Below are 15,064 nucleotides of genomic sequence, written 5' to 3' on the forward strand. Positions count from 1 at the left end.
GTCAACATGATGGATCTCATGGATGGTGGGCGCAGCCGTCGCCGCCTGCCGAGGCGCGAGACGCTGGAGCTCGTTGGTTTCACGGCGTTGTCCGTGGCGGCCGCGGCTGTACTGCTGCCCGTGATCGGGGTGAAGACGGTGGTGAGTTCGCTGCCGTTCGTGAAGCCCGCGGACCGGCACAACCACGAGGACAGGTAGCTGACCACCTAGCGGTCAGGTCATGGTTTGATTGCCGGCTGGACGTGTTTTTTGACGGTCGCCAGCAGGATCACGCCGGCGACGGCGGTGGCTCCGGAGAGCAGGAACAGGACAACTGCCAGCGGGGGTGCTGCGGCCGCTTCGCCGAGGATGGTGACGCCGATGGCGACCGCAACCAGCGGGTCGATGACCGTCAGGCCGGCGACCACCAGTTCGGGAGTTCCCCTGGTGTGGGCATTCTGGACCAGGAAGCTGCCCGCCAGTGCCGCAATGAGCAGCCCCGCCAGGCACGTCAGGGACAGCCACTCGAAATCGCCCTGGAACAGCCTGGCGATGACGGTCTTGGCCAAGGCTGCGACGAACCCGAACAAAATGCCGGCACCTGCGGTGAACACCACCGCGCCCGAACGGTGGCGCCACAGGGCATACGCTACCGCCACGCACGCGAGGACGACGGCGAGAACGATCAGGATGGTGACCAGGTGCCGGTCGCTGATGGCCACGTCCTCCGCCGAGAACGCCGCCACGGCGACGAACATACCCACCCCGCCGACGCAGAGGGCGACGGCGGTGAGGGCCCGGCGCCCGGGCGGCCTGCGGTTCATCCGGGCGGTAGCGAGAGTGGTGACCACCAGTGCCACGGCGCCGATGGGCTGCACCACGATCAGGGGAGAGAACCGGAGGCTGGTCAGCTGGAGGAGGATCGCCGCGCCCAGCATCCCCGTCCCGGCCAGCCATGCCGGCCGGCGGATCAGGGCCTGAAGGCGTCCGCCGCCCATGCTGCCGGCCGCACGCCCGGACGCGGCCGGCTGGTCCTCCACGGCCCGGTGCTGGAACAGTGTTCCGAGGGCGAGCAGGACCGCGCCGGCTGCGGCGATGGGGATCCCCAACCAGTGATAAGACGTCAGTGCGGACACGGCCGCGGCCTGGATCATGATCCGACCTTACCCAAGGGCGGCAGCTCCGGTGGGATGCCGCCGCGCCCGCCCACAGCCCGGCAAACCTAGCGCTGGGCGGTGCAGGGCGTGGTGGGCCTTTTCGATCACGGGAACTTCGACGCCCCGCCGCAGGGGCCTACACGGGCCTACGCCGTGGTTGCGCGGGGCAGCCGGATGCAGAAGCAGGCCCCCGGGTGCTCCGGGGTGGCCGGTTCCACGGTGAGCCGGAGGTTCATGCGCTGCGCCAGCCGGGCGGCGATGGACAGGCCCAGGCCGGTGCCGGTGGGACGCTGGCCGTCGTAGCGGCGCGCCAGGACACCGCGGTCAAAGGCGACGGCGGCGTCCTCCGGCGTCAGGCCCGGGCCGCTGTCACGGACCAGGATGGCGACGACGCCCGGCGGCCCTGCCAGCTGGCCCTCCCCGGGTGCCGGGCCGGGGGAGAGAACGGCGCCTTCTGTCCGGGCCTGCAGGATTAGCGGCTTCCCCGCCGGGGTGACGCGCAGGGCGTTGCCGATCAGCCCATCAACGATCTGGCGGAGCCGTTGTGCGTCCGTGGTGGCCAGCAACGGTCCGGCGGGGTCCGCGGCGGGCACGTCCAGCACCAGGTCCACGCCCGCCTGCGCCGCGGCCGGGTGCCAGGCACGTTGGCCTTGTTCAAGGACGGCGGCAACGTCAACGGGCTGGATGTCCAGGGAGAAGTCGTCCGCCTCCAGCCGGGCCAGGGCCAGCAGGTCGCGGACAAAGCCGTCCAGCCGGCCGGTTTCGGCGGCGAGGGTCTGCCCAACGCGAGCCGTGTCCTCGGGCGGGATCAGGCCGTCCTGGAGGGCTTCGGCGTAGCCGCGCAGGGCCGTCAGCGGGGTGCGGATCTCATGCGAAATGGACAGCAGGAACTCCCGTTGCCTGCTTTCACTGGCCAGCAGCGCGTGGTCCAGCGTGTTGATGGCCTCGCCGACGGCCCGGACCTCGGTGACCCCCGCAGGGCTGAGCTGCACGGTCCGCTCGCCCCGGGCCATCCGCCGCGCCGCCGCCGCCGTCCGGACCAGCGGGCCGGAGAGCCACCGCGCCAGCAGCGTGCCCGCCAGCACCGCGATGAGCAGCCCCGCGGCCAAAGCCAGCAGCATGGGCTGGAGGAGCCGGGCGGAGGCGGCGTTGACGTCCGCCAGGGGCCGGATCAGGGCAATCCCGCCGCCCTTGGCCAGCGGCCTGGCCTCCACCAGGTATTGGGTGCCGCCGCGGGTGATGGTGCGGGAGATCTTCTGCCCGGAGCGCACCGCCTGCACCTCGTCCGCGCCCAGGATCCGGCCGGCCGCGCCGTTGACCATGCCGGACGGGGTGATGCTGGCAAGGTCGTAATTGTCCGGGCCCAGCAGGTGGCGTTCCCGCAGGTCCAGCGCCTGGGACGCCACCGGGGCCGCGCTGAACGCATCGGCCTGGCGGGACAGCTGCTCCCGGGCCTGGGTCACGGCCGCGGAACGGATCAGCGGGAAGGCCACGCTGCCGGTGACCAGGGCTGCCAAAACCGCGACGACGGCGGTCACCAGGGTGGTGCGGCCCGCGAGGGAACGCAGCCAGGGAGCCCGCGCCCGGCGTGGCTGCTGCTCCTGCGCCGCCGTCGTACCTGTAGGGACACTCACGATCCCTCCGCGTCCGCGGAATAGCCCACGCCCCGCAGGGTGCGCAACGGGTTCCCGGGGCCCAGCTTGGAACGCAGCTGGGCGATGTGGACGTCCACCGTGCGCCCCGACGAATAGTCCGCCTGCCCCCACACCGCGGAGAGCAGCTGCTCCCGGCTGAACACCCGGCCCGGGCTTGCCATCAGGTAGGCGAGCACATCGAATTCCCGCGCGGTCAGCTCGACCGGCGCGCCGTCCACGCCCACGGTGCGGGCCTCCGGGTCCAGGGTTACCGGCCCTGCGCGGAGGACGCCCGGGCGCGGAATCCCGGCGCTGCGCCGCAGGACCGTCTTGAGCCGGGTCACCAGTTCACGAGGCGAAAACGGTTTGGTCATGTAATCGTCCGCGCCCAGCTCCAGCCCCAGCAGCATGTCCACCTCGTCATCGCGGGCGGTGACAAAAATGATGGGCGTCCAATCGTTTCGCGCACGCAGCCGCCGGCACACCTCAATTCCGTCGATGTCCGGCAGGCCAACATCCAGCACCACCGCCACCGGGCGCAGGCCCCGGACCCGGTCCAGGCCCCCTTGGCCGGTGGTTTCCACGTGCACGCCATACCCTGCCCGGCTCAGGTAGATCCGCTGCACGTCGGCGATGGCGCGCTCGTCTTCAACGATCAGCACCAGGCCGCGGGACGGCGGGGCGCCGGCGGCTGTTGGTTGTTCCATGTATCTATTGAACGCTCCGGCAGCACCGGCCCACGGACACGGACGCGCGACTTTACGTTCCCCTTACATTCCCCGAACACGCGCCGGATGTGCGCGCGCCACAGTTGGAGACGCACAACCTGCAGCGCCCGGAACGTCCCGGGCATGAAACGCCGAGGAGAACACCATGAACACCACACCCAGCACGTCCCGCGACCGTACCGCACGTTTTTGGGCAGTCCGCGGAAGCGCCGTCGCGGCAGGCGTTGTCCTGGTGGGCGCAGCCGTCTTTGGGGCCACGGCCGCATTCGCGGACGGCCAGAGCCCGGCGCCGTCGGCCTCCCCGTCCGCCGGTTCCGGGTCCGGCTCCGGCAACGCCAAGCACGCCGCCCACCCGTTCGTCCGTTCGCTGCGCAACGAGCTCCGCGTGGACATCAAGGGCGGCGACGGATTTGGGGACAAGGCTCACGTGATCGCCTACGCCCTGATCCACCGCGCCCAGGCCTTCGGCAAGCTGCCGGCCAACCTGCAGGCGGACCTGAAGACCCTGGAGGCGGCCGCAGCCTCAGACCGTGACGCCGTCGCCGCCAAGATCAAGGACACCGCCCTCAACGGCGGCTACGGGGACAAGATCCAGAAGGAAGCCAAGGCCATCCAGGACAAGGTCAACAAGATGCCGGCCAAGCAATAAGCGCCCACGAGACGAAATCCGGGACAACGAATAGCGGCCCGCTCTAGGAAGCCGCGACAGCGAACAGCCCGGCAACGCCGAGCAGGTACAACACCAGGACCAGCAGGGAGTCCACGCCCATGCCCAGCAGCTTCTTTTGCGGCCGGAAGAGGATCCCCAGCAGGTAGACGAGGGTGAGCAGGATGGCCAGCGCGGTGAGGTAGATGTCCGTTGACTGGGCTTGGGGGAGTACCGGCTTGCCCGTGATCAGCACCGCCACCAGGAACAGCACCGGAAGGAAGGCATTGCCGCCGAAGATGTCGCTGAACGCGAGTTTGTAGTCCCCCTGCTTCACGGACGTAAGCCCGGTCGAGATCTCCGGCAGCGAGGTTGCCAGTGCGAGGAACGTGGCACCGAACAGCACCCCGGAGAGTCCGATGTTTCCGGCGATCGCATCACCGCTGCGTTCCAGCACCACACCGGCGCCCAGGGTGGCAAGCGCGGCGACGCTGAAGACCAGCACAGAGGTGCCGGTGCGCAGGTGCTTGTTCTTCTCGGCGCCCTGCTTCTTGGAGTGCCCCCTGGGTTTGTCCTGCGCCCCGGGGGCGTCCCCTTGCTGGTGCCAGGGCAGGTCCTTCTGGGAGCGCTGCACCAGGATCAGGCCAACAATCCAGAACACCGCAATGAGGACCGCGGCGGGCGTGAGCCGGAACGCCACCAGGTTGCCGGGCATCTGGCTGCCGGCGATCACCACGCCCAGGACGGCGACGACGGTGACCGCCTCGATCACCAGCGTCAGGGATGCCGCGCGGTAGCTCAGCGGGTGGCCGCCTTTGGTGCCCAGGGCATCCAGGACCACCAGCACCACCGTCTGGATGGCAATGCCGCCCAGGATGTTGCCCACGGCCACGCCAATGTTGTTGGCCAGGGCCGCGGAGACGGTGATGGCGATTTCGGGCAGGTTGGTGGCGATGGCCAGCAGGATGAGGCCGCCCAGCGCGGAGCCCAGGTGCAGGCGGTCATCGAGGATATCCGTCTGTTTGGACAGCTGGATCCCGGCCACCCAGATCACGGCCGCAGCGGCGGCAAAGATGAGCAGGAGGACTGCAACGGGCAGTGATTCCAATCCGGGGTCCCTTCCTGGTGGGTCGCTAAACCGCGTGACGTATTCCCCCATGCCTGGGCCGTACCCACATTTGTGCTGGTCACCCATCTTCACGCTGCTCAAACCCACATTCACGCTCCATTGGCTAGAGTCGTCTTTCGGGCACAGTGAAAGGGGTATGAGGCCATGGAGGGGAAGCCCTACGTGCCGAATGAATTGCTGTCACGGCTGGTGGGGGACCGGCTGTACTCGGTGGAGTTCGTCCTCAACGACTACGTGCAGCTGCGCTTCGACGGCGCTCCCGGCTCCGGACCCGTGACACTGAACTCCTACGTGTGGCCCGTGGTTCAGCACGCCGGCCGTCTCTGGCATGAACCGGACCTCGGTTATGCCGATGCGCTGAGGCGGCTGACACCCGGCACTGTGGTGTCAACCGCCGAGGCCACCGCTGACGGCCTCCGCATCGGCCTCGACCAGGGCGCGATCCATATCCACCCGGCCAAGGACGAGGTCTTCGTGGAAATCGCGGAACTCAACGGATTCGAGGATGGCGCGTGGATGGTCTGGCGCCCGGGCGAGGACAGCTTCGAGGACCTGGCCTGACCTGGCCGGCTGCCTCGCGTGAAACCCCGACGGCCGCGCCGTCAGGGGGCGGGTGTATGGTCTCCGCTACCTTCTCTAAACGCCATTCGTCATGAAATTATCCCGGAGAGCCCGCAACCAACCCTGAGCGAATGGCGGGGATCTCAGGTGTTGGTGCCAAGATGCCCAACAGGCGTGCTTTTTGGACTGCCATGAGCCGGTCACGCACGTCCAGTTTGCGGTAAATATGCTCAAGGTGTTTGGTTGCAGTGCGTGGCGATATGGTGAGCCGCCTGGCGAGTGCTTCTGCCGTTAGACCCTCACTCAGGAGCGTCAGGATAGTCAGCTCACGAACCGTCAAATCATGTGCTGAGCTCTTCGGGACCAGGTTGGCCTGCGCCGCGGCAACACTCAGTTGGAGGGACAGCCCGGTGAGTACGGGTTGCAGCAGTCCGGCCAGCGCCATCTCCTGTTCAGTGAAGTCCCTGTCAGGCCGGGAGACAAGGTAGGCGCTATGGTCGGGGCCACCGAGTCGCAGCGGTATGGAGAGCTGATGGTTAACGCCCCAGGGGCGGGACAAGTCTTCCCAAACCCCTTTCTGGTGGTCGCTGGCCAACGCGGTGGGGACCCGGCCGTAGGACTGCGGCGCGGTCTGCCCAGTGAACACAAACCAGCGAAGCAGCGGTTGTTGCCTGAAGTCGTACCCGCCTGGAGGGTCGTTCGGAATGTAGTCGCGCGGCCAACAGGAAAGGATATGGTTTTCCCACGCCGGGCTTACGTGGTTCCGCGATGCAAACGAACCGTTGAACGACTCGGACATGAGCTTAAGAAGCTGTGCCTCGTAATGCGTGGACGCGGCCGGTGGCCCCTGAAAGACGTCTCCCAAGAACTCCAGCCACAATTTGTAAAGCGCGTCATTGCGAACCACGCGAGAATCTTAGATCCAGGCGGCGCTCAGCAACAGCCGCGATGCTACCCCTTTAAGCCCCTGTTTGGTGTTCCTTCCAGTACGTAGAACTGCTTAGGGAAACAGCCCGAAAACTTTTCTAAGCTGGACATAGCGGGCACAGAAACTAACCTCACTGTCCTGCATCCATTGAACTGGAGCCGCCTGCATCCACGGGAAGGCTGCGATCCAGGTCCGGTCGCACGGCTTGCCCGGCAGCGCGCAGGCACACTCCATTTCCGGGAAGACACATCGCACCAGCACCCAATTTTGAATAGAGAAGAATCATGAAAAATGGAGCCAAGCCCTTTGCGCTCGTTGCGCTGCTGACGGCCACCGCGGTGGCCTCGGCCCAACCAGCCCGCGCGGACGATTCCCTCATCCTGCCTGCAGGTTTGGGTTGTGCAAACTTTGACCTGCAACTCCAGAGCTCCGGAGGTAATTTGCAGACAAAAGACTTCTACGACAGGGACGGAAGCAAGGTCCGTACCATTGCGGCGGGAAAGGGCGTCCTGCTCACCTATACAAACCTGGCGAACCAGCGGTCCATTTCTTTCAACACGAGCGGCTCGGTATCGAAGACCACGTACAACGCTGACGGTTCCTTTACCGTCAGCGCAAGTGGCCATAACGGATTGATTCTCTTCCCCACCGACGTTCCGGCTGGCCCAACCACCACCCAGTACATCGGGACCATCGTTTACACGGTCGATCCCGCCACTGGCGTGTTCACGTTGGCCCGCACCTCAGGGCAAGCCGTGGACGTCTGCGCTGCGCTGGGCTAGCAACGCCACAGGACGCCACACGGCAGTCACCGGGCCAGCGCAACAAGGTGGCGGCGAAGTGCTTCAATCGCCGGCATTTCCCGCCACTCTCTTGGGCTGGCCACCCATTGCAGTTCGTGCCGTACTTGGAGACAGCCATGATCGCACAACACAACTTAGTCGTTGCCGCCCTTTTCCCTGCGCTATTCCTCACCGGAGGAGGAACTGCCGATTCATCCGATTCCGGGGACAACCCACTGACTGCATACGTGGACTGCCCGCTGGAAAGGATCGGGTCCCAGCTCGTGCGCTGCGACAATCTCACGGGCACTGGAGCGGAAGCACCTGCCTGGATCCCCGAGCAGAAGTAGGCCACGAAGCCGCCGAGGTCGGCCCCCGCCGCCGGGACCCTGGCAGTGCTTCGCAAAACTGCTAACCATGCTTACTATTGTGGGGCGCGGGCTGCCCGCTGGGGGCAGAGCACCCGCGCCGCACCGGAGGTCTCTCAAGCATGGACAACGAACTGCGTCCCCTCACCAATGAAGAACTGATGTCTGAGCAGGCCACCGCCTTGCCGGACAAGGAAGTGGCATCCGTCCTGGACCTGAACGCGGACCTGGACCTGGGCATCAACGCAGCAGCTCCGATCGACCTGGCGGTAGCGGCCAATGCGAACGTGGCGGCCCCCATCGACGCTGCAGCCTCGGCCAACATCCTCTCCTTCGGCTCTGACGCGCAAGCACTCTCGCACCAGGATGCTGCGATTGACCAGGGCATCGTGGCCGACGCCAATGCCAACTCCGCCCAGGACAGCGTGATCGGCCAGGGCGACGGCACCACCGACGCGGGCACCGGCACCACCGACCCCGGCACCACCGGCAGCACGGATGGAACCACCGGAACAGCGCCCGCCCCCACAAGTACCGGTGGCGTCACTGATGCCGCGGGCGCGCTGAACGGCAACCTGTTGAACGTGGATGTGAACCTGGACGCCGACGCCGCCATCGCCGCACCGATCAACGGTGCCGTGGCCGCGAACGCCAACGTTGCCGCCCCCATCGACGCAGCCGTTGCCGCGAATATCGGCTCCATCGACAGCCAGGCCTACGCCATCTCGGACCAGAGCGCCACCATCTCGCAGCACATTGACGGCGCGGCCAACGCCACAGCCGGCCAGACGTCCAACCTGCAGCAGTAAACCAAGATGACCCAAACCCACGGCGGCCCGCCTCCCGAGGCGGGCCCGCCGTCGTCACGCGTTTCCCTCGCCCAGGAACCGCCGGGCCAAAGCGGTACGACGGCGGGAGCCCACCTTCCGGCCCTGGCCGACGGCGTGCAGCTGCTTGGCCCCGCCGAGGGTTCCGGCTACCGGGAGCCGCCCGCCCTGGTGCGACGCGGCGACGGCCAGACCCTCCAGCTGACCCGGCTGCTGTACCTGGTGCTGGAAGCGGCGGACGGGACGCGGGACCTTGAAGGAATCGCCCGGCACGCCAGCGAGGGGTCCGGGCGGCTGGTCAGCGCGGAGAACGTCCGCACCCTGATGGATTCCCAGCTGCTCCCGATGGGCCTGCTCCGGCTTGCCGACGGCACCCAGCCCGAGGTCAAGAAGGCCAACCCGCTGCTGGGCCTGCGCTTCCGCTACATCGTGACGGATCCCGAACGGACCCGCAGGATCACGGCACCGTTCGCCGTGCTGTTCAACCCACTGATCGTGGTGGCTGTGACCGCGGCGTTCCTTGCCGCATGCTGGTGGGTGCTCATGGTCAAGGGCCTCGGCTCGGCCACCCACGAGGCGTTTGCCCAACCCGCCCTCCTCTTGCTGATCCTCGCCGTCACCATCCTCTCCGCCGGCTTCCACGAATTCGGCCACGCCGCCGCCACCCGCAAGGGCGGCGCAACCCCCGGAGCCATGGGCGCCGGGCTGTACCTCTTGTGGCCGGCATTCTTCACCGACGTCACCGACTCCTACCGGCTGGGCCGCGGCGGCAGGATCCGCACCGACCTTGGCGGGCTGTACTTCAACGCGATCGTGGCGGTAGCCATCGTGGCCCTGTGGTGGGCCACCGGCTTCGACGCGCTCCTGCTGGTGGTGGTCACCCAGATCCTGCAGATGGTCCGCCAGCTGATCCCGCTGGTGAAGTACGACGGCTACCACATCCTGGCAGACGCCACCGGCGTGCCCGACCTCTTCCAACGGATCAAACCCACCCTCCTGGGGATCCTGCCGTGGCGGTGGGGGAACCCGGAAAGCAAGGTGCTCAAGCCGTGGGCGCGGGCGGTCGTCACCGCCTGGGTCCTGGTCACCGTGCCGGTGCTGCTCTTCAGCATGGTGATGATGGTGCTGTCCCTGCCGCGGCTGCTGGCCACGGGCTGGGCCAGCGTGGGGAAGCAGCAGGAAGAGCTCGCCGCCAGCCTGTCCAGCGGGGACTTCCTGGGCGTTGCGGTGCGGGCGCTGGCCATGGTGGTGGTGGCCGTGCCGGTGCTGGGCGTGCTGTACATCGTGGTCCGGCTGCTGCGGCAGCTGGTGACAGGCCTGTGGCGGAAGACCCGCGGCAGGCTGGTCCAGCGGACCGTCGCCATGGCGGGCGTCGCCGTCCTGCTTGCCGGGCTGGCCTGGGCATGGTGGCCCGACGGCGGGACGTACCGTCCGGTGCAGGCGTACGAACGCGGGACGCTCGGCGATGCCACCCGGGCCATCCTTCCCGTCCGCGACGGCGGGGCGTTGCGGCAGGGCGGTGCCGGACGGACCGTGGCGTTGTGGCCGGCGGGAGCCGCCAAGCCGACCCGGGACAACCCGCAGCTGAGCATGGTGCTGGTACCCGTTGCCGCGTCCTCGCCCGGTGCATCTTCCGGCACCGCTCCCAGCGCTTCGTCCGGCGGTTCCGTGGCTGCGCCGTCCTGGGTCTTCCCGTTCGACCGGCCTGCCGCCCCGGCGGCCGACGGAAACCAGGCGCTCGCCGTCAACACCACCGACGGCTCCGTGGCCTACAGCGTGGCTTTCGCGCTGGTCTGGGCCGAGGACGGAGAGCCCGTGACCAGCACCAATGAGGCCTACGCCTTTGCCAACTGCACCGGGTGCGCGGCCGTGGCCGTGGGGTTCCAGGTGGTGCTGGTGGTGGGCCAGGCCAATGTCATCGTGCCGCAGAACCTCTCCGCTGCTGCCAATTACAACTGCCTGGACTGCCTGACCTACGCGCTGGCCAGCCAGCTGGTCCTCACGCTCGACGGTCCGCTGGATGCGGCCGCCAAGCAGCAGCTCGAAGCCTTGTGGGCGCAGATCGCCGACTACGGGAGGCACATCCAGGACGTGCCCCTCTCTGAGATCCAAGCCACGCTGTCCGGATACAAGGACCAGATCACGTCCATCGTCAAGGGCAATTCCGTGGCCGGAGGGACCTCGGTGGCAACGTCCCCGGCGTCCGCGGGCCCGGGCGGTGGCACTACCCCGGGTCCCACCGCCTCGGCGGTACCCGGCGGCCCGGCTGCGGTTCCCGCGACGGCACCCGGCGAAACGGTCGCACCTGCCCCGGCAGGGACCGCGACGGCCACGGCACCGGCGGGCCAGTACGTGGAAGGCGGGCAGCCGACGTCGTCCGTTGACTATGCGACGCCGGCACCCACGGCTGATCCCGGCATGGGGGAGACCCCGGCACCCCTGCCGACGTCCAGCGCGGGCTGATGGGGGCTAGGGGCAGGCAGTTGGGGGGACCCTGGCCCTGATTCGGGTAGGTGGATTCAACGGAAGGGGGACGGGCCACCCTTACGGCAGGTGCGGGGCGCCCGGTACGCTGGCACCCGTCGGCGCTTCCGGCGCTGAGAGGTTCCGTATTTTGGGAATCAGTTGGGGGACCCCGTTCTGCCCGCCCGGGTCTCGGGCCGGCCACCCTTCCGTTGTTGTGGTCATTGCCAAGGAGACAACCATGCACAAGCGCTCTTTCCCGATCATTGCCGCCCTTTTCCCTGCACTCTTTATCCCGGCAGGGCCTGCCCAAACCGCGACGGCACTCGATGAAGATGCCCTCGCCGTTTACGCCGACTGCCCGTTGGAGCGCATCGGCACCCAGTTGGTCCGCTGTGACAACCTCACCGGCGCGGGGGTGGCCGCTCCATTCTGGATACCGGAGCAGAAATAGGACGGGCACGCCAGAGCGATGTTCCCAGCCCGGACGCTGCCGAAGGTGCTGGCTCCTGGCCTCATGGATCATCGGGAGCCAGCCCCGCGTGGCGTGTCGACCCCCCGAATTGAGCAACCAAAGGTTGCGTTGCGCGGTAGCAGCCCGTAATCTATTGGCAACCATTGGTTGCTAATAGATCGGGAAAATCATGGAACACGGCATTATTGAGCGGGAAATTCACATCGACGCTTCGCCCGAAGTGGTTTACCAGGTGGTCAGCGACCCTCAGCATCTATGCCAGTGGTGGCCCGACGAGGCCGACTTTCAACCGATTCCGGGTTCACGCGGTGAAATCGCCTTCGGTGACAGGTCCACGCCGGACGCGAAGGTGGTGGCACTAACGGTTGTGGAAGCCGATCCGTCATGGCGCTTCTCCTTCCGATGGGTTTACGAAAACGATCCGGCTACACCCGAGAATTCCCTCCTGGTGACCTTTGACCTGACGCCATCAGGCACCGGTACGCTGCTGCGTTTCACGGAGACCGGCTTCCGGGAGAAAGGCTGGGAGGCGGCCGTCCTCGAACAGAACTACCGGGACCACGAGCGGGGCTGGGACTTTTTCCTGCCTCGGCTGGTCGCCTATGCGGCAAGGACGGTCTCGGTGCGATGAGCGTCGCGGTCGACGACGAGCTTTGGTCAGCGGTGGGTGACCCCACCCGCAGGAGGATGCTCGACCTTCTTCTTGCCGCGGGCGGCGGCACTGCAACCACCCTGAGCAGGGGCCTGCCGGTTACCCGTCAAGCAGTGGCCAAGCACCTTGAGGTGCTGCACAGGGCGGGCATGGTGGAAGTCAGGCCGTCCGGCCGGGAGCGCATTTACGAGGTGAGCCAGGCGCAGCTTGAACGTGCCGTGGAGCAGCTTTCCTCCGTGGGAGCTGCCTGGGACGCCAGGCTGCAGCGTATCAAGCGGATGGCCGAGGCGATCCAACGCAGTTCCGACGAACGGGAAGCGCCGACGGGCTGACGCCGCCGGCGCCGGTTGGCCGCCTTGAGCGTTCCCGGCAGCTGCGCGAGGGCCGGCATCACGGCAAACAGAAGCAGCGCGCCCGGTATTAGCCTGACACGCTGCCTCGCCCCTGCCGTTGGGGGTCAGCCCTGCGGGCCGCCGCCGGGGCTACCGGTTTCCGTGGAGGTTACGGTGAAGGAGGCGTCCAGGTAGGCGGTGGCGCGCGTTCCGTCCGACTTGATGATGTGGGCCTCGTACGTGGCACCTTCGGCGTCGTTCTCCACGCGCTGGATGGTGGCACCGGGATTCGCCGCCAAGGCCGCGTCCGTCACCTTGGTCGCGGTGTCGCCGGTCAGGAGCGTCTCCGTGATGCCGTTGGCCTGGTGGCCGCCCTTGGATTCATCACGCGGCGCCTGGGTGGCGGACTGGCTGGTGCTCGAATCCGTGGTAGCGGCATTGGCCGGCAACGCGGCACTGGCCAGGGCGCCGCCGCCGATCGCAGCTGCGAGGGCGAGGCTGGCGATCGCTGATTTCATGGTGGTCTTCATGTGGGGCTCCTTCTGGGGTTGGCCCTCCGCTGGAGGGGGATGACTCAAGCATCCGGGCCCCGGCTGTTCCCGGTGTAGGGCTCCGCTGTGCAGCCGCTGTGCAAATTTTGGGCCGCCGCGCGTTGGTGTTTGGGCCCCTGACAGCAGGAAGCCCCTGGCCCTTGTGCGCCAGGGGCTTCGTTTGGTTGCTGCTCCGGGGCCCGCTACTCCGCGGGCTTGGCGGCGGCCTAGGTACAGAGAAAGAACTTGTTGGTGCTCAAGTCCTTGACGGTCTTGATGTTCAGCGCCTCTTTGACCTTTTGGGCGTCGCCCTCGGAAAGGCCCTTCATTCTGTCTGTCTTCCCCGGCCGAACAATGGCGGCGCATTTGCTGAGCTTGACGAATGTTCTGCGCCTTGGACCCAGCTCCAGGATTGCGCCTCTGCTGGTCAGTGGCGTTCGTTCCGCTTCATCCTGGTAGACCCTGAATTCAAGACTTGCATCTAGCTCCGACGCCCGCTGCGGGTGCATAGTGGGTTTAGCCGGGGGCACTATGAGTTAGGAGTGCTTGGTGGGGGACGAAGAACAGCGTCGCAAAGCTGTCTCGGCAGTGCTGGACAACGGAATGACCCAGGTTTCTGTTTGCAAGCAACATGGCATCACGGCTCACCGCTTGCGGGTCTGGCTCGCTGAAGAGCGTGTCCTTCGAGCACAGCCTCCGAATTCCAACCCCCAAGGTGCCAGCGAATCCACTGAGATGCGGCTCCAGCGTCTCGTGGCCGAGTGGGAGCAACACGAAGTCCAGGCCAGCCAGATCGTGGAAGGGCTGCAGAGGGCGCGGCGGGCGCAAATCTTTTTCGACTACGTCATAGGCGGCCCCCTGTCGATCGTCGCCGGTATCCTCGGCTTCCTGCTTTCATTTATGACAGTGCTGATCATTTTCGGTTTCTTCGAAATGACTTCTAACGGGTGGTACGCGGCAATCATGTCCCTTTTGGCGGCGGCAGCCGACGCGTTGCTCGTTGCATGCATCTGGTCCTTGGCCCAGTATTTTACGGGCCTGATTTTCAGGTCGTTCGCACCCTTCTCCTACGCGGTAAGCAATCTCCAGCAAGCCTGGCTACTGCTGGAGCAGGATCATGAGGCAATCTTTGCCGCCCCCCGCACTGACCAAGACAAATCTGACAGGCACAAGATCACCAAGAGAATTGGCCGGGCGGCCCACATTCTGGATGCGACCCGACGGCCCGGGCGCGACCATGGGTCACGGATCAGCAGACGAAATGAGCGGAACGCCCGTCGAAAGGTTGCGGCGTATGTTGCCAAAGCAGAGGAACTGCTGTGGGACAAGGGTCGTCCGGGCCGGCTCCGCGCAATCGAGATCCTCCAGATTGCGGCTTATGAGACCGTGTTGCGTAAGTGGACCCTGCACGAGTTTAGGGACGTTGCCGATCCGGAGCCCATCACTTTGTGGAGGCGCCGAATCTCGCCGTTCCTGAAGGGAGTGCTCGCCTTCGGTGGAACATTCGGACCCATCGCGTGGCAAGTTTTCGGGGCAGAAGATCAAAGCCCGGGTCACTTCATCCGGGCGTACTTGCACAGCCGCGGCTTACTGTAATAGGAGGGTGAAGGTGGACCGAACAGTCTGTCCGCGGCGTAGGTCCATAACGTCTCGACCCCCTGCTCTAGCCGCGATGCGTACGCGGACAACGGACCTATTGTCTGTGCACTTCGCGCAGTGACCCGGCAGCCGCTACAGGCGCCATGACGGACAGATCCACGCGGTCCATATCCCCTGACGCGTCCGATATTTGGGCGGCGCAGCGGAACATCTGTGTCGAAAACGTGCCACGGCTCCCCGACGACGAATCGATGGGGAGCCGTGGCGTTGCGTT

Annotated in this window: 16 protein-coding genes; 10 read left to right on the forward strand and 6 right to left on the reverse strand. The window is 66.6% G+C overall.

Annotation, left to right across the window (positions count from 1 at the left end; genetic code table 11):
• Positions 1-6 precede the first annotated feature (6 nt).
• Entirely contained in the window at positions 7-198 is a 192-nt protein-coding gene (locus ACFVVC_RS07780) for a hypothetical protein (protein WP_387450879.1), read from the forward strand.
• Between the two features lie 20 nt (positions 199-218).
• On the opposite strand, the gene ACFVVC_RS07785 is transcribed toward ACFVVC_RS07780, so the two are convergent.
• The 3 genes from ACFVVC_RS07785 to ACFVVC_RS07795 all read right to left on the reverse strand — a co-directional run bounded on the left by ACFVVC_RS07785 (position 219) and on the right by ACFVVC_RS07795 (position 3,477).
• Positions 219-1,133, reverse strand: a complete 915-nt coding sequence (locus tag ACFVVC_RS07785) for a multidrug DMT transporter permease (RefSeq protein WP_387450882.1) — start codon at positions 1,131-1,133, stop codon at positions 219-221.
• A gap of 149 nt (positions 1,134-1,282) precedes the next feature.
• Positions 1,283-2,770 carry a sensor histidine kinase gene (locus ACFVVC_RS07790; protein ID WP_387450885.1) on the reverse strand — a complete coding sequence of 496 codons (1,488 nt, stop codon included), beginning with the start codon at positions 2,768-2,770 and terminating at the stop codon, positions 1,283-1,285.
• Positions 2,767-3,477, reverse strand: a complete 711-nt coding sequence (locus ACFVVC_RS07795; protein ID WP_387450888.1) for a response regulator transcription factor — start codon at positions 3,475-3,477, stop codon at positions 2,767-2,769. Before ACFVVC_RS07795 ends, ACFVVC_RS07790 begins: the two co-directional genes overlap by 4 nt.
• A gap of 166 nt (positions 3,478-3,643) precedes the next feature.
• Between ACFVVC_RS07795 and ACFVVC_RS07800 the strand changes: the two genes are divergently transcribed.
• Positions 3,644-4,147, forward strand: a complete 504-nt coding sequence (locus ACFVVC_RS07800; protein ID WP_387450891.1) for a hypothetical protein — start codon at positions 3,644-3,646, stop codon at positions 4,145-4,147.
• Between the two features lie 43 nt (positions 4,148-4,190).
• Here ACFVVC_RS07800 and ACFVVC_RS07805 read toward each other — a convergent pair whose 3' ends face one another.
• On the reverse strand, positions 4,191-5,252 hold the full coding sequence (locus tag ACFVVC_RS07805) for a sodium:calcium antiporter (RefSeq protein WP_387450894.1): 1,062 nt from the start codon (positions 5,250-5,252) through the stop codon (positions 4,191-4,193).
• A gap of 165 nt (positions 5,253-5,417) precedes the next feature.
• Between ACFVVC_RS07805 and ACFVVC_RS07810 the strand changes: the two genes are divergently transcribed.
• Positions 5,418-5,834 carry a hypothetical protein gene (locus tag ACFVVC_RS07810; RefSeq protein WP_387450897.1) on the forward strand — a complete coding sequence of 139 codons (417 nt, stop codon included), beginning with the start codon at positions 5,418-5,420 and terminating at the stop codon, positions 5,832-5,834.
• 97 nt (positions 5,835-5,931) lie between these two features.
• Here the strand turns inward: ACFVVC_RS07810 and ACFVVC_RS07815 are convergent, their stop codons facing one another.
• Positions 5,932-6,741 (reverse strand): response regulator transcription factor, encoded by an 810-nt coding sequence (locus ACFVVC_RS07815; protein WP_387450900.1) that lies wholly within the window; start codon positions 6,739-6,741, stop codon positions 5,932-5,934.
• 305 nt (positions 6,742-7,046) lie between these two features.
• On the opposite strand from ACFVVC_RS07815, the gene ACFVVC_RS07820 reads away from it, so the two are divergent.
• From ACFVVC_RS07820 to ACFVVC_RS07845, 6 genes are all read left to right on the forward strand, one after another.
• Positions 7,047-7,544, forward strand: a complete 498-nt coding sequence (locus ACFVVC_RS07820; protein ID WP_387450902.1) for a hypothetical protein — start codon at positions 7,047-7,049, stop codon at positions 7,542-7,544.
• Positions 7,545-8,034: 490 nt separating this feature from the next.
• Positions 8,035-8,721, forward strand: coding sequence for a peptidoglycan-binding protein (locus ACFVVC_RS07825; RefSeq protein ID WP_387450905.1), 687 nt, complete (start codon positions 8,035-8,037; stop codon positions 8,719-8,721).
• A 6-nt stretch (positions 8,722-8,727) separates the two neighbouring features.
• On the forward strand, positions 8,728-11,202 hold the full coding sequence (locus ACFVVC_RS07830; RefSeq protein WP_387450908.1) for a hypothetical protein: 2,475 nt from the start codon (positions 8,728-8,730) through the stop codon (positions 11,200-11,202).
• A gap of 241 nt (positions 11,203-11,443) precedes the next feature.
• Positions 11,444-11,656: a hypothetical protein gene (locus tag ACFVVC_RS07835; protein ID WP_387450911.1), complete on the forward strand. Its 213-nt coding sequence runs from the start codon at positions 11,444-11,446 to the stop codon at positions 11,654-11,656.
• A gap of 190 nt (positions 11,657-11,846) precedes the next feature.
• Positions 11,847-12,308 (forward strand): SRPBCC family protein, encoded by a 462-nt coding sequence (locus ACFVVC_RS07840; RefSeq protein ID WP_387450914.1) that lies wholly within the window; start codon positions 11,847-11,849, stop codon positions 12,306-12,308.
• A complete protein-coding gene (locus ACFVVC_RS07845) occupies positions 12,305-12,661 on the forward strand; it encodes an ArsR/SmtB family transcription factor (RefSeq protein ID WP_387450916.1) in 357 nt (118 codons plus the stop codon). The genes ACFVVC_RS07840 and ACFVVC_RS07845 overlap by 4 nt, the downstream gene beginning before the upstream one ends.
• Positions 12,662-12,786: 125 nt before the next feature.
• Here the strand turns inward: ACFVVC_RS07845 and ACFVVC_RS07850 are convergent, their stop codons facing one another.
• Complete coding sequence (locus tag ACFVVC_RS07850) at positions 12,787-13,191, reverse strand: hypothetical protein (protein WP_387450919.1); 405 nt, start codon at positions 13,189-13,191, stop codon at positions 12,787-12,789.
• 549 nt (positions 13,192-13,740) lie between these two features.
• Here ACFVVC_RS07850 and ACFVVC_RS07855 point away from each other — a divergent pair.
• Complete coding sequence (locus tag ACFVVC_RS07855; RefSeq protein ID WP_387450922.1) at positions 13,741-14,787, forward strand: transposase; 1,047 nt, start codon at positions 13,741-13,743, stop codon at positions 14,785-14,787.
• Positions 14,788-15,064 lie beyond the last annotated feature (277 nt).

The sequence above is a fragment of the Pseudarthrobacter sp. NPDC058196 genome (assembly GCF_042882685.1).
Taxonomy (GTDB): Bacteria; Actinomycetota; Actinomycetes; order Actinomycetales; family Micrococcaceae; genus Arthrobacter.